The sequence below is a fragment of the Nostoc sphaeroides genome, from assembly GCF_003443655.1.
Taxonomy (GTDB): Bacteria; Cyanobacteriota; Cyanobacteriia; order Cyanobacteriales; family Nostocaceae; genus Nostoc; species Nostoc sphaeroides.
In genome coordinates, this window is sequence record NZ_CP031941.1 from 4,182,882 (window position 1) to 4,196,633 (window position 13,752).

The following is a 13,752-nucleotide window of genomic DNA, read 5'->3' on the forward strand; positions in this document are numbered from 1 at the left end:
TTAACTATGGAACACAACTAATAACTGTTAATCGCTGTCTCCATAAAAATCTTCATCTAATAATTGTTCTATCAGAAAAGGGCAATCGAGAGGATATTCTGCGTCCGTTGGTATTCTCACTCCTAATTTAGCTTTTTTACTTTCTTTGATTGCCAGTTTGCGAGCATCAGCATAGGCTTGAGAAATAACTTCAGTAATATAGTTTTTAAAAGAAGGATTTTCTTCTAAATCCTTTTTTACTCGAAAACGATGTTCTGTAACAGAACTATACCAGCTTCCTTTCATCATCTCAGGAGCATCAGATTGAACGGTTAACTTGAGTAAATGAGCAATCAAGATTGTTAAATTACTAATAAATGACCGTTTTTCTGACTTTCCCATGTCTTCTAATTCTATAAGCAAATGCTCCCAATCTATATCATTAAAACGATGTTCTTTAATCTGCTCAATAAGGCTTTCTCGCCACAGATTAAAATCTCGTTCGTACAGTTGATTGTTCATATATAGGAATCGTATTTGATTTTTGAAATTATCTACGTAGGCGGGGAGTGGGGAGTGGGGAGTGGGGAGTAGGGAATTAGGCTTTTCGAGTAGAACCCGAGCTTTTTCAGAAATCAAATATTAGTCCTATAGTAGTTCTTGTTTACGTGAGGTACACCCGTAGGGGCAAGGCGCAATGCCCATAGGTGTCAACTTAACGTAAAAACCAGTAAGCAAGAAAGCTCTTAACAGATTATCTCGTTCCCAGTCTCCGACTGGGAATGCCTCTCATTGGGGCTGCCGCCTCAAGACTTGCGGCAGCAGCCCAATAGAATAGCATTTCCAGTTGGAGACTGGAAAGAAACGAGATTTGAAAAGGGTTTTAGCTTAAGTTGACACCAATGTGCCGTGCCCCTACACCTTGCGATATAATTTTGTACCTCATCTGAATGGGAACCGCTATAGCGCATACTTTGTTTCGCCTAGAAAAGCATATCTTTAATTTAACTCTTCTGTAACTTGTGGAACCGTTCCCATAAGTTCGGGAACCGCTCCCGTAAGTTTGGGAACCGCTCCCGTAAGTTTGGGAACCGCTCCCATAAGTTTGGGAACCGCTCCCGTAAGTTCGGGAACCGCTCCCGTAAGTTCGGGAATCGCTCCCGTAAGTTCGGGAACCACTCCCGTAAGTTTACGAACCGCTCCTATAAGTTCGGCAACTGCTCCCATAAGTTTGGGAACCGCTCCCGTGAAACCGAAGACCGCTACAGTTGCAATATTGATAACTACAGCTTAAGTATGGTGTGCAGCAAGTCGTTGGAATGCCGACGGCGCTGGAATATCTGCAAGGTGCTGGCGTATAATCTCGGCACACGCACCTGGGCTTAACAACGAGGTATCGACTTCAAAATCATAGATACCAGGGATGTGGACTTCACGTTGCCATAACTCAACCGGATGTGGCATTAACGAGTAGGCTGTACTTCCCACTTTTCCCCCCGTCTTTTGTCGCCGTTCCATAATGATCTCAATCGGGCAACGAACGCCTACGAACAAGACCGGCAAACCGTTCAAACGCCGCGCACTATCGGCCAGAATGCCTCGCGGGATTGCGTAGGCGTCATGGTGTCCAACATCAACCACGACATTCAGACCCAAGCGGCTGTGGGCGGCGATGGACTCATACATGGCGCTGTACAGAATGGGGACAAGGGGTTCGATGTCCTGGCGTTCTCCCCCTGGTCGCAGACCAATCCCAGGCAGGTATCGTGCAGGAGTCATTTGCATAAACCTATCGACACCCAAGTTCATCCACAGACCATCAAATGTCTCCTGGATAACTGCGGCAATGCTCGACTTTCCCGATCGCGGGGCACCATTCAGGATGATAATCTGTCCTAGCTCCTGTGTCTGCCCCATGATCGCTCCTCAATATATATAGTAGTTAGCAGTTCCACGTTAAGGCTAAAACCTTGAATCGGCAATTGAAAATAGCTTCTACCTCAGCCATGAGGCATTGGCTGAGGTAGAGATTTTTCCTTATTTTGCCAAAATCCGAAATATTGCACAGCAAACTTGTATAAAATCTCAGTAATACCAATTCTCTAAAATCCGTCACCAGATTCAAACCCCCAAACCCAGATTTAATCTGACTTTCTGACTTTCTGAATTACGAATTACGAATTACGAATTACAAACTATGCCGCCAAACTACTCAGGTCAAAATCTCCAAGGTCGCTCTTTTAAAGGTCAAAACCTGACTGGGGCAAACTTTAGCAAGGCGGATATTAGAGGAGCAAATTTCACCAACGCAATTCTTAAAGATGCTGACTTCACAGGTGTTATGGCTGGGCTACAAAAGCGTTGGAAAATTATTTTAGTGATAGTTTCATTATTGCTATTGCTAGTATCAGGATTTATCTCAGCAGCGAGTGGTGCTTTGGTAGGGGTTACTTTATCTAATAGCAGGGATGGCAATGATTTTGCTGACTTTGCCGCTGTGATCAGCTTAATAGTGTTGGCAATTTTTTTGATTTTTAGCATCCGCCAGGGTTTAGTAGCAGCTTCTAAGGTTTTGGTAGTGGCTGCTGGAGTAACACCACTATTGTTAGCAGCTGTAGTAGTAATAGCAGGAATTAATAACTCAGATGGCAAAGTCTCTGCAGATGGCTCAGTCTTTGCAATTATAGCTGGAATTGTGACAGCGGTAGCAACAGCAGTAGTGTTTGGAGCGGTAGCAGGGGTAATTGTGGACGCAGTTGCAGGGAAAGTGGCAGCAATAACCGCAGTGGTAATGGCAGGAACAGTAGTAGTGGTATTAGCGGGAACAGTGGCGGTGCTATTAGCGGAGAGAATGGGAGGGTTACTGGCAGTGCTAGTGGCAGTGCTAGTGGCAGTAGTGTCTGCTTGGATTTCTTGGGAAGCAGTACGTGGAGATGAAAATCAAGCTTTCATTTTCAGTATTGCGATCGCTTTTGCAGCCACAGGTGGTACAAGTTTTTGTAATGCTGATTTAACTGATGCTGATTTTACTGGTGCAACTCTTAAAAATACAGATTTGAGAAAGTCCAACCTCACACGCACTCGTTTTTATGAAGCTAAAAAATTAGACTTTGCTAGAGTAGACAACTCAATATTAGCTAACCGAGGTGTTCTCAATTTGCTAGTAACTGGCAATGGTAGAGGAAAATCTTATGCTGATGCTAAATTAAAAGGTGCAAATCTGATCGGTGCAGATTTAAAAGAAGCGAATCTAAAAGATGCTGATATTACAGAAGCCACCTTCCAAGGCGCTTGTTTAGAACGGGCAAATCTTACTCTAGCTCAAGCTGTAGGTACTAACTTCACTAGCGCTCAAATGACAGGTGCTTGTGTGGAAGCGTGGAATATTGAAAGTACAACCAAATTAGATAATGTAGATTGTCGCTTTATCTATCTTCTCGAAAACCCCAAGTCTGAAACAGATGACCGCGAACGCCGTCCCAGTAGTGGCGAATTTCAACCAGGAGAATTTAGCAAGCTGTTTGAAGAAGTCTTAAATACTGTCGATTTAATTTTCCGCGATGGCATAGACTGGAGAGCTTTTGTTAATGCTTTCCAAACAGTACAAAACCAAAATGAAGGGACAGAATTAGCTCTACAGAGTATTGAAAATAAAGGTGACGGGGTTGTTGTCGTTAAAGTCGGTGTACCTGATGGTGCTGATAAAGAAAAGATTCATAGCGATTTTACGCAAAATTATCAACTGGCACTGCAAGCTGTAGAAGAAAAATATAAAGCACAATTACAAGCTAAAGATGAGCAGATAGTCATTTATCGCCAAACAAGTGGAGAGATGGCAGAGATTGTCAAATTATTAGCGAATAAGTCGATTAATGTTCAAGTTGACAACAAAGTAGAGAATAAAAATATGACTAACAGCAATGATGCCAGCCGCAAAATTGAAATTGGCAGTGTTGGCAGAGATTTTAATGCAAGTGGACAAGCTTTGAATTTGGGTGATATTAGTGGTACGGTAACAAATACTATCAACGAGTTAGCGGCATCTCCCGAACCTGATAAACTGGGAATTAAGGAATTATTGACGCAATTGCAAGCAGCGATCGAGGCTGATACAAATTTAGCGCCAGAAGATAAAGCTGAGGCGTTAGAACAGGTAAAAGCCTTAGCAGAAGCCGGGAAAAATCCTCAAGAAGGGGCAATGCAAAAGGCGGCGAAAACGGCTATAAAGATTTTAAAAGGGACGATCGCTAGTTTACCCAGTGCTACAAAGTTGGTTGAAGATTGCAGCAATCTATTGCCGTTGATTTCAACTTTTTTGGGTTTAGGATGATCTGCCCGTGGTTCAAATCGCGGGATAATATAGCGCTTCTTTGACCTCTCTCCAAACCTCTCTCCTAAGAGGAGAGAGGCTTTGAATCGAATGGCACTAAGAAAAGCCCAAAAGCTTGTGTCGTCTCGTTCCCAGCCTGGAGGCTGGGAATGTATTTAAAGAGGCTCTGCCTCTTGTCAAGCTACTGGAGGCGGAGCCTCCCAGAATAGGTTCCCAGCCTAGAGGCTGGGAACCAGTCAGAGCAAGGGCTGTATCTTTTCTTAGTGCCATTCGGCTTTGAATCTTGCTCCCCTTCCCTCTCTTCGAGACGCTGCGCGAACGTAGGGAAGGGGTTGGGGGTTAGGTCTGTATTGTATCAACTCAGAAATCACACCCCATTCAACTTAGTGATTAAGGTAAAATTATAAGTAAAAGTATTAAGAATTTTAAAGAAACTAATCAATGTCCAGCATTTCTCTTGACAAAAGTAACTCTCATGTCGTCGTTATTGGTGCAGGAATAGGTGGACTGACTGCTGGAGCATTATTAGCTCATAGAGGTTACAGCGTCTTAATTTTGGATCAAGCCCTTGTACCAGGAGGCTGTGCTTCGACGTTTAAACGCCAGGGATTTACCTTTGATGTAGGCGCAACTCAGGTGGCGGGGTTGGAACCAGGGGGAATTCACCACCGCATTTTCTCAGAATTAGAAATAGATTTACCGCAAGCAACGCCTTGTGACCCTGCTTGTGCGGTATATTTACCTGGGGAAAGCACACCGATTAATGTCTGGCGCGACCAAGAGAAATGGCAAGAGGAACGACAAAAACAGTTCCCCGGTAGCGAACCGTTTTGGCAATTGATGGCAACTTTATTTAATGCCAGTTGGGAATTTCAAGGACGCGACCCGGTGCTACCACCACGTAATTTATGGGATTTGTGGCAACTAGCGCAAGCGGTGCGTCCCAGTACATTAATTACCGTCCCCTTCACTTTGTTTACGGTAGGAGATGCATTACGATTATGTGGGTTGGGAAATGACCAACGACTGAGAACTTTTTTGGATTTGCAACTGAAGTTGTATTCCCAAGTTAATGCAGATGAGACAGCATTACTTTATGCTGCAACAGCGTTGAGTGTATCCCAACTGCCCCAAGGATTGTTTCACCTCCAGGGAAGTATGCAAGTATTAAGCGATCGCCTGGTACAATCCTTAGAAAGAGATGGCGGCAAATTGTTGATGCGCCACACTGTAGAAGAAATCAAAGTAGAAAACGGCAAAGCTACTGCTGTTGTAATTAGAAATCAGAAAACTGGCGAAGTCTGGACAGAAGCCACCGACCACATAGTTAGCAATGTCACCGTGCAAAACTTGGTGCAGTTATTGGGAGAACAAGCGCCATCTGGATATAAAAACCGGGTGGAAAAACTGCCCCAAGCATCGGGCGCGTTTGTGGTGTATTTAGGTGTAGATGCTAGCGCGATTCCGCCTGAATGTCCTCCCCATCTACAATTTTTGTACGATGTCAATGGCCCCATTGGTGAGAATAATTCCCTATTTGTTTCCGTCAGTCATCCTGGAGATGGTCGCGCACCGGAAGGGAAAGCGACAATTATTGCTTCCTCATTTGTCGATCCTGCACAGTGGTGGCAGACTGAAGATTATGAAGGACTAAAAGAAAAGTTTACCCAAGAAGCGATCGCACGTCTTGCCCAATACTTTTATCTCAAACCAGAAACGATTATTCATCAAGAAGCCGCAACACCGCGCACCTTTGCTCATTTTACTAGACGCGATCGCGGTATAGTTGGCGGTATTGGTCAAAGAATTCCTACCTTTGGCCCCTTTGGGTTCGCCAATCGTACACCCATCCAGAATTTGTGGTTAGTTGGTGATTCCACCCATCCCGGTGAAGGTACTGCTGGGGTGAGTTATTCGGCGCTGACGGTAGTCAGACAAATTGAAGCGCAAATGTAGTACAAAGTCAAGTTATTTTTGAAGGTTTGTAGTAAGCACTTTAGTGCTTAGAAAATAAGGACTAAAGTCCTGACTACGAACTTATTTAACCGAGTATCGTGGGTTTAAATCCCCCGGTTCAAAATCGCGCAAGTTTTGGGTCGGGGTCTAAATCCTCGGACGCTCGAAGACTCGCTATCACAAAACTTAATTACGAACTTGTGCCGAGCGAAGTCGAGGTATTACGAATTACGAATTACGAATTATTTTAAGTACCGTTAGATAGAGCAGAAATTTTATTAAATGCTATAAATCATACTTATAACCGATGGCAAACAGGACGCAAAACTGATGAAATAAGGTTAGTATTGCGAATCTGGAGTAATGACAGACAGAGTTTTAATTCTTGGTGGACGGGGGCGGATTGGTAGCAGTGTTGCTCAGGATCTCGCTACTCATACGCAGGCTCAAATTACGATTACTGGACGTTCTGCGGAGTTTGGCAAGGCTGTTAGCTTGTCTTCAGGAGGACAAGTACAGTTTTTGGTATTGGACTTGGCAGAAGTTGACAAATTGCAAGATGCGATCGCAAACTCTAACTTAGTCATCCACTGTGCTGGCCCATTTCACTATCGAGATACTAATGTTCTTGAAACCTGTATTGCTCAAGGCGTTAATTATGTAGATGTCAGTGACCATCGTTCTTATACCAGCAAAGCCCTCAATTTTAGTGAACAAGCTGCTGCTGCTGGTGTAACGGCAATTATTAATACTGGTATTTTTCCTGGTATTTCTAACAGCATGGTGCGTCAAGGTGTTGAACAATTTGATAAACCAGAAAAGATCCATTTAAGTTATTTAGTTTCCGGTTCTGGCGGTGCTGGCATTACAGTGATGCGGACAACTTTTCTGGGGTTGCAGTATCCCTTTGAGACTTGGATAGATGGAAAATGGGAGATAATTAAGCCTTATAGTGAAAGAGAATTAGTTGATTTTCCACCGCCTTATAGACGCACCGGAGTTTACTGGTTTGATATGCCAGAAACCTTTACACTGCCCAAAGCTTTCCCATCAGTAAAAACTGTAATTACAAAGTTTGGCTCTGTTCCCGATTTTTACAATCATCTAACTTGGATTGCGGCACATATTTTTCCCAAGTGGTTAATGCAGCGTCGTTACATGATTGAATTTCTGTCTCATGTCAGCCATTCAATGACAGATGTCACTAATAATTTTAGTGGGATTGGTGTAGCAGTTCGTTCAGAAGTTACAGGGCAAAAAGATGGTGAAACCGCCGTTTATTGTTCAACTGTTGTGCATGAAAATACAGCCGTGGCTTCTGGTTGCGGTACAGGTAGTATTGCTCAGTTATTGCTAGAAGGTAAACTGAAGAAACCAGGTGTTTTTGCTGTAGAAGAAGCGCTACCAACAGATTTATTTGAAGAAGTAATGCAAAGCCGAGGAATTAAAATTAATCACAGTTGGTTATAGGTTAATAGGCTTGGGTTAAATACACTAGGTGTCAACTTAACGTAAAAGTCATGTCCCGCAAGGAACTTCAGTTCCTTGGCTTTTAGCTAAAGTCTACTGAAGTAGACTAAATATTCCTAAAAATCTTTAGTCTACTTTAGTAGACTTTAGCTATGAGCCTTGAACTTTAGTTCGAGGCGGGTGAGGAAGCTGAAAGTTTTGCTACTTTTAGCTTAAGTTGACACGTATGACATCTGTACGCCCTTACTATAGGTGAAAATTAATATACCTTGCGATAGAAGGAAAAACTGTACCTAAACATTTAGGATGCCTGTGAGCCTGAAATCTTGAATATATTTATACATCACCACGGCTCATAAAATAAAAAGAGGAGCATTTTTTTGTGCAAAAAATTCTATTAACTTTAAAACAAGCATTACGTTCAAGCTTTTTGGTCGTTGGTTTAATTATTTTCATTAGCTTGTCAGGTTCTTTCATTTTCGTTCAGCAAGCTAGTTATGCAACTACTCTTGAAGAATTAAAGCTAATACCGCCAGAGTCTAAACCAAATTCTGAAGAAAAAATTAATCGTGCTAACGAATTTGACCCTGGTGTTGGCGTTCAAGAAGAAGAACGACAAGAAGCTTATGAGCAAGCAATAAAAGATTCAAAAAACCTTACTACTATAGAGAAAACTTACGAAAGGAATTTGAAGGCTGAACAAGAACAAAATCCCCCAGAAACGTTTGGTGAAAAAGCGAAAGAAGTTATTGAAAAGGTGACAGGGAAATAGAGTAAATATAGACCTAAAAACACAGTCCTTGCCCTGACTGGTTTGCCCTGACTGGTTTGCCCTGACTGGTTCCAAGCCTCCAGGCTTGGAACCGCTTCTGGGAGGCTCCGCCTCCAGTGACTTGATGAGAGGCAGAGCCTCTTAGAATTTGTTCCCAGCCTGGAGGCTGGGAACAAGGGAACGAAGACTTTGGGCTTATCTTAGTGCTATTCGTGCGTTAGCCTTTGGTATACACCCTACAAAAACAAAAATTGCTTTTACTCAAATTCATCTATTGTGGTAGGAGTATTAGCCTTTATCTTATTAGCAATATTGCGCTCATACCATTTCATTAATGGAGTTGAACTGATGCCATGTATAATTACAGAAGCGACAATAGTAGTGTAAGTTATCCAAGCAATTTGTTCGGCAGCTTCACCTTTTAAGCCATTACCAAAGGCATAGGCGAGATAATATAAAGAGCCGACACCACGAATACCAAACCATCCCATCAACCATCTAGTTCCTGGATGAAAGGTTCGGCGGTGCGATTCTACAGGACGTTTGCCTATTGTGCTAATCCAAACTCCTACAGGTCGGATTATGAAAAATAATAAAACTATCACTAATAAAGATTGCATAGCATAGTTGAGCATTGGCTTGAATAATAATATTGATCCCAATAGTAAAATTGTTCCAACTTCCAGCAGTTTTTCAACTTGCTCAACAAATTCCAACTGTGCTAGCGCTTTTTCATGGTTTCTGTAACTGCGTTGGACAACTAAACCAGCAACAAATACTGCCAAAAATCCATAGCCATTAACCATTTCTGTTAAAGAATAAGTTATTAGAATTGTGCTGATAGCAATAAAATCTTCCATTAACTCATCGGCACGACGGCGTTTTTGAATTCTTTCTTCAATCCAAACTATAGATTTTGCAACAACAATTCCCATAACAATACCAGCTGCGATCGCCCAAATTAAATCAACCGCAATCCACTGTTTAAACCAGTTATCCCAGTTATCATCTTTTAATGCATGAAGGGCAAAATAAACGAAGGGAAAAGCTAAAGCATCATTTAGCCCACCTTCAGAAGTTAAACCAAATCTCAACTCATCTTGGTCGTTTATATCGGTCAGTTGTACTTCTGATGCTAATACTGGATCGGTAGGTGCAAGAATTGCTCCTAATAAAATCGCTTCTCCCCAATTCATCCCTAAAAACAATTTACCCACAACAGCCAGAGCAAAAATTGAAATTGGCATTAGAAATCCAATCAATCGCGCCGTAATATCCCAAGTCCCCAATCTTATAGGGCGAACAATTTTTAAGCCGCAACTAAACACAGAAATAATTACTACAAGTTCTGTTATTTTTTCTAGCAGTTCGGCGTTAAAAACTTCATCTCGACGTAATTGAATCAGCCCAAAGGCATAAGGGCCTAGCAAAATACCAACTAGGAGATAGATAAGGGCAAAAGAAAGAGGTAAACGAGCAATCCAACCTGACCCTAATGTGACCACCAACAGAAGTATACCAATCACAAATAGGTCAATAATATAGATATCTACCATATAGCTATTTATATAGAAATTACGGGTTCCTTTGTAAGGATAGTTGTAATAGCTTGGTATTAGAAATTACCTATGGGCAGATTTTCTGGAATTGGAGATTAATCCTCTACCCACATTTTTGTCAGAGTGAAACTGTCATATTCACCCACATCCCGCCCAGAACTAAAGTTCAGGGCTGATAGCTAAAGTCCACAAAGCGTGGACTAAATAATCAATTCAGTCCACGCTTTGTGGACTTGGGCTATGAGACTCGGAATTCATTCCGAGGCAGGATAGAAACGCAGTACGAGATTTATTAATAAAGATATGGCCAGCCGGGGCAAGGCTTGTGTGTACACTGGAGCCTACCCCCTTAGAGCGTCGGAAAGGAGGCTAGGGGGTTAGGTTAATCGTTAGCTTCTCTACAGACATGAATTGTCAGAATACACACCTGTATGCTCCTACCAATGGTCTATATTCCCTACTTTCTCACTCAGATATCGCCAATTTTAGTACAAATATACTATAATATAGATAGCGTTCACAAAGCCTAGCCAAATATATAACGGCTGTGTGAAAACCTTCTGGAAGATGGATTCAAGGGTTAGTTCGATGATGAAGCATTACATTCTCAACCTCAATCCGACTGCCAAGCATGAATGGGATCGGTGTATTTTACGTGATCCGTTGACTGCCAAACGCCCAGACATTGCCAAATTAATTGCTGAAGCGGTTGGTGCTGATACAGGCAGTTATTTAGTGAGCGTGAATATCGAAGTTCAAGTTTTGCAGCAAGCCGCAGTCCCTCAAGCCGAACAACTCTCGCTTTCATTTCCAGAGGTGAGTGTGCCGTCACAACCACAACTGCGGGAAGCGGCTTGATGAGCTAAGAAGGGTTTGTAGTAAGGACTTTAGTCCGGGATTTTTAAGCACTTAAGTGCTTACTACGAACTCATCAAAATTAATGAGACTACTAGAATCTTTGGGACAGCAGTTGGGCAATTTGCTGATTAATAATTGCAACATCAAAACGCCCACTAGCAGTAGTCCGGGCATTATTAGCTATAGTTGCAGTTATTTCCGTCTCTTGAAGACAGGTGATAATTACTTGTGCAAGTTCTTGGGGTTCTCCTGGTGTCACTAGAAAACCATTAAGTCCATGTTCTACTAATTCCATTACACCTCCGGCTTTTGCTGCAACTACAGGTTTTCCACACAGCATCGCCTCAACAATAACTCTGCCAAAAGGTTCTGGGGAAGTAGAGGTATGTGCTACCAAGTCACAAGCTGCCATTAACTGAGGAATATCAGAACGAAATCCTAAAAAATTGACGCGGTTTTCTAATCCCAGTTCAGCAACTTGTTGGTGTAACTGTTGGACGTAATCTTGTTCGCCAAATAGTGCATCACCCACTAAAATCGCTGTCACTTCTGGCGGACATTTGGCAAGGGCATCAATTAAAATATGCTGCCCTTTCCAAGGTGCAAGACGGCTAAAGTGTCCGACTACAAATTTTCCTTGCAATCCTAATTGTTGCTGTAATTGATTAATGTCAGACTGATCAGTTTGATATTTTTTTGGTTCAAAGCCGTTATAAACAACTTCGATGATGTCTGTGCGTCCTCCCGCTTGTATAAAGGCTGTTTGACTAGCTTGAGAATTAGCAATTACTAATGATGCAAAACGATTAGCTAAGTTAATAGCAATACGAAGATTAGTTTGGCTAAAATGTTCTGTGGAAAGGATATCATGTAAATGATAAACTAGAGGGCGACGACTGAAAAAACTTGCCAATGCTCCGACAACTAATGCTTTTTGAGTGTTGGCATAAATTAAATCGTATTCACGCGCTATTTTAACTACCTTAGTAATCAAAGGCGCAAGTTGTGCCAAACTTTTTAATCCTTGCACTAAACTGCTTTCTTTGCGAACTTCGATTGCTTGAGTTGCAAGAACTTCTACTGGGATATTATTTTGCTGTAGTATATCTTTAAATGACCCATCTGCAAATAAACCTACCAAAGCGCGATGCCTACGGCTGGCATTGCCAAGGCCATAAGGTTTAGCAATATCTATTAAACACAATTCTGCGCCGCCTGGTTTACCACTTTGGTCTAGGAAAAAAATTCTCATAAAACTTCCTTATAATACAATAAGATTCAGACGCGATAAATCGCGTCTCTACAAAGCAATTTTTGCGTCTCTAGTTTAATTTAATAGAACATTCCGTACTTGTTGGGCGATTTGATTCCAGTCGTAGTTTGTGGTAGCGTACTGGCGACAGGCTTCTCGTGAAGGTATGGGGATATTTTTTAAAAGCACTTGCTCTAATTTTTCAGCAATGGCTGAGGCTTCTGTTGAAGTAGTAATTAAATCGGGTGAAAATCCTGATAAAATTTCTGGCATTCCTCCAACTGGGGTACATAAAACAGGAGTACCACAGGCTAGAGACTCGATTATTACTAATCCGAATCCTTCAAAAGATTGACTAGGCATAACAGTTAATTCAGCAGCTTGATAAGCTATAGGTAATTGCTCATCAGGTAGAAAACCTAAAAATTTAACGTTGTCGTCTAGTCCTAATTCTGTAGCCTGTTTTTGTAGTGCAGCTTGGATGTGACCACGACCTGCGATCGCTAGCCAAACATCTGGTATTCTGGGCTTAATTATAGCCAGTGCTTGTAATAATTTGTCAACTCCGGTTCGATGCACTAAGCGGCGTGATGTAAATATGATCCGGCGATTAGTTGGCCAGCCTAGCTTTGTACAAGCCTCTTGGGGTGATAAATTTGGCCCAAACCAGTTAATATCAACTCCACCAGGAATAATATTAATTTTGCTCCACGGTACTTGATATTTATCATGTAGAATTTTACCAAATGCTTTGCTCAAAACAATGAAGCGATCGCAGCGATTATAAGTGTTTTGTTCTATTAGCCAGTGCTTGATTAAAAGGCTAAGGTTTTTATTAACCACTTCTTGCTGACTCTCAGAAGCCCAAGGGCCATGAAAGTTAAAAGTAACTGGTACTCCCTTTGGTAAAATATCTAAAAGAGGAAAGCTATATAATGCAAAGTGCAAATTAATAGCATCTGGTTTGCTTGTTCTTGTTTTCTGAAAATTACTGCGAATCGACCATAATCTTTGCCAAATAGCACTGTCGGGACTCGCTAAGTTAGTCAACTTAATCGGCGAATTTATTTCAGCTTCTGGTAAACCGACTCCGCATAATTCAACCTGGTCTTTATTTGCAGCTAATTTATGAGTTAGTTCATAAATATACCTTTCTAATCCTCCAGGATTTTTGGGAAACCAGCCTAATCCAAGGGTGAGAATAGATGCAGATGATGCAAAATTTTCTGGTTTATTTTTCACCGATATATCTCCTATAAATGTATTAAAACAGGGGCACATCTATCATTTGTGTCAATTTAAGTTATAAATAGCTTGACTGTTGGCTGACTCACCCGCCTGGAACTAAAGTTCAAGGCTAATAGCTAAAGTCTACTGAAGTAGACTAAAGATTTTTGGATATATATTTAGTCATCTTCAGATGACTTTCGCTATTATTCTTGGAACTTCAGTTCCTTGCGGGACATCGCTTTTACGTTAAGTTGTACATCTGTACGCCCCTACAGCATGTTTTTAAGCTAAATCACTAGAATAAATACACATTACCAACAAGACTTATATATAGAACACCAATTTA

11 protein-coding genes are annotated in these 13,752 nt (G+C 41.7%); 5 read left to right on the forward strand and 6 right to left on the reverse strand.

Annotated features, from left to right (window positions below; all coding sequences use genetic code 11):
- Positions 1–27: 27 nt before the first annotated feature.
- The 3 genes from D1367_RS18685 to D1367_RS18695 all read right to left on the reverse strand — a co-directional run bounded on the left by D1367_RS18685 (position 28) and on the right by D1367_RS18695 (position 1,896).
- A complete protein-coding gene (locus D1367_RS18685; RefSeq protein WP_118167720.1) occupies positions 28–501 on the reverse strand; it encodes a DUF29 domain-containing protein in 474 nt (157 codons plus the stop codon).
- Between the two features lie 477 nt (positions 502–978).
- Positions 979–1,206: a hypothetical protein gene (locus D1367_RS18690; RefSeq protein WP_118167721.1), complete on the reverse strand. Its 228-nt coding sequence runs from the start codon at positions 1,204–1,206 to the stop codon at positions 979–981.
- Between the two features lie 63 nt (positions 1,207–1,269).
- Positions 1,270–1,896: a chloramphenicol phosphotransferase CPT family protein gene (locus D1367_RS18695; protein WP_118167722.1), complete on the reverse strand. Its 627-nt coding sequence runs from the start codon at positions 1,894–1,896 to the stop codon at positions 1,270–1,272.
- A 280-nt stretch (positions 1,897–2,176) separates the two neighbouring features.
- Between D1367_RS18695 and D1367_RS18700 the strand changes: the two genes are divergently transcribed.
- The 4 genes from D1367_RS18700 to D1367_RS18715 all read left to right on the forward strand — a co-directional run bounded on the left by D1367_RS18700 (position 2,177) and on the right by D1367_RS18715 (position 8,507).
- Positions 2,177–4,309: a pentapeptide repeat-containing protein gene (locus D1367_RS18700; protein ID WP_118167723.1), complete on the forward strand. Its 2,133-nt coding sequence runs from the start codon at positions 2,177–2,179 to the stop codon at positions 4,307–4,309.
- 441 nt (positions 4,310–4,750) lie between these two features.
- Entirely contained in the window at positions 4,751–6,265 is a 1,515-nt protein-coding gene (gene crtD / locus D1367_RS18705; RefSeq protein WP_118167724.1) for a C-3',4' desaturase CrtD, read from the forward strand.
- 363 nt (positions 6,266–6,628) lie between these two features.
- Positions 6,629–7,735 (forward strand): saccharopine dehydrogenase family protein, encoded by a 1,107-nt coding sequence (locus tag D1367_RS18710; RefSeq protein WP_118167725.1) that lies wholly within the window; start codon positions 6,629–6,631, stop codon positions 7,733–7,735.
- A gap of 382 nt (positions 7,736–8,117) precedes the next feature.
- Positions 8,118–8,507, forward strand: a complete 390-nt coding sequence (locus tag D1367_RS18715) for a hypothetical protein (protein ID WP_118167726.1) — start codon at positions 8,118–8,120, stop codon at positions 8,505–8,507.
- A 257-nt stretch (positions 8,508–8,764) separates the two neighbouring features.
- On the opposite strand, the gene D1367_RS18720 is transcribed toward D1367_RS18715, so the two are convergent.
- The gene (locus D1367_RS18720) at positions 8,765–10,063 is read right to left on the reverse strand and encodes a cation:proton antiporter (RefSeq protein WP_118167727.1); all 1,299 of its coding nucleotides are present in this window, start codon (positions 10,061–10,063) and stop codon (positions 8,765–8,767) included.
- Positions 10,064–10,654: 591 nt separating this feature from the next.
- Here D1367_RS18720 and D1367_RS18725 point away from each other — a divergent pair.
- The gene (locus D1367_RS18725) at positions 10,655–10,924 is read left to right on the forward strand and encodes a hypothetical protein (protein ID WP_069069307.1); all 270 of its coding nucleotides are present in this window, start codon (positions 10,655–10,657) and stop codon (positions 10,922–10,924) included.
- 91 nt (positions 10,925–11,015) lie between these two features.
- Here the strand turns inward: D1367_RS18725 and D1367_RS18730 are convergent, their stop codons facing one another.
- Together D1367_RS18730 and D1367_RS18735 are read right to left on the reverse strand one after the other, a co-directional pair.
- On the reverse strand, positions 11,016–12,176 hold the full coding sequence (locus D1367_RS18730) for a glycosyltransferase family 4 protein (protein WP_118167728.1): 1,161 nt from the start codon (positions 12,174–12,176) through the stop codon (positions 11,016–11,018).
- 75 nt (positions 12,177–12,251) lie between these two features.
- On the reverse strand, positions 12,252–13,418 hold the full coding sequence (locus D1367_RS18735) for a glycosyltransferase family 4 protein (RefSeq protein ID WP_118167729.1): 1,167 nt from the start codon (positions 13,416–13,418) through the stop codon (positions 12,252–12,254).
- Between the last annotated feature and the right edge of the window lie 334 nt (positions 13,419–13,752).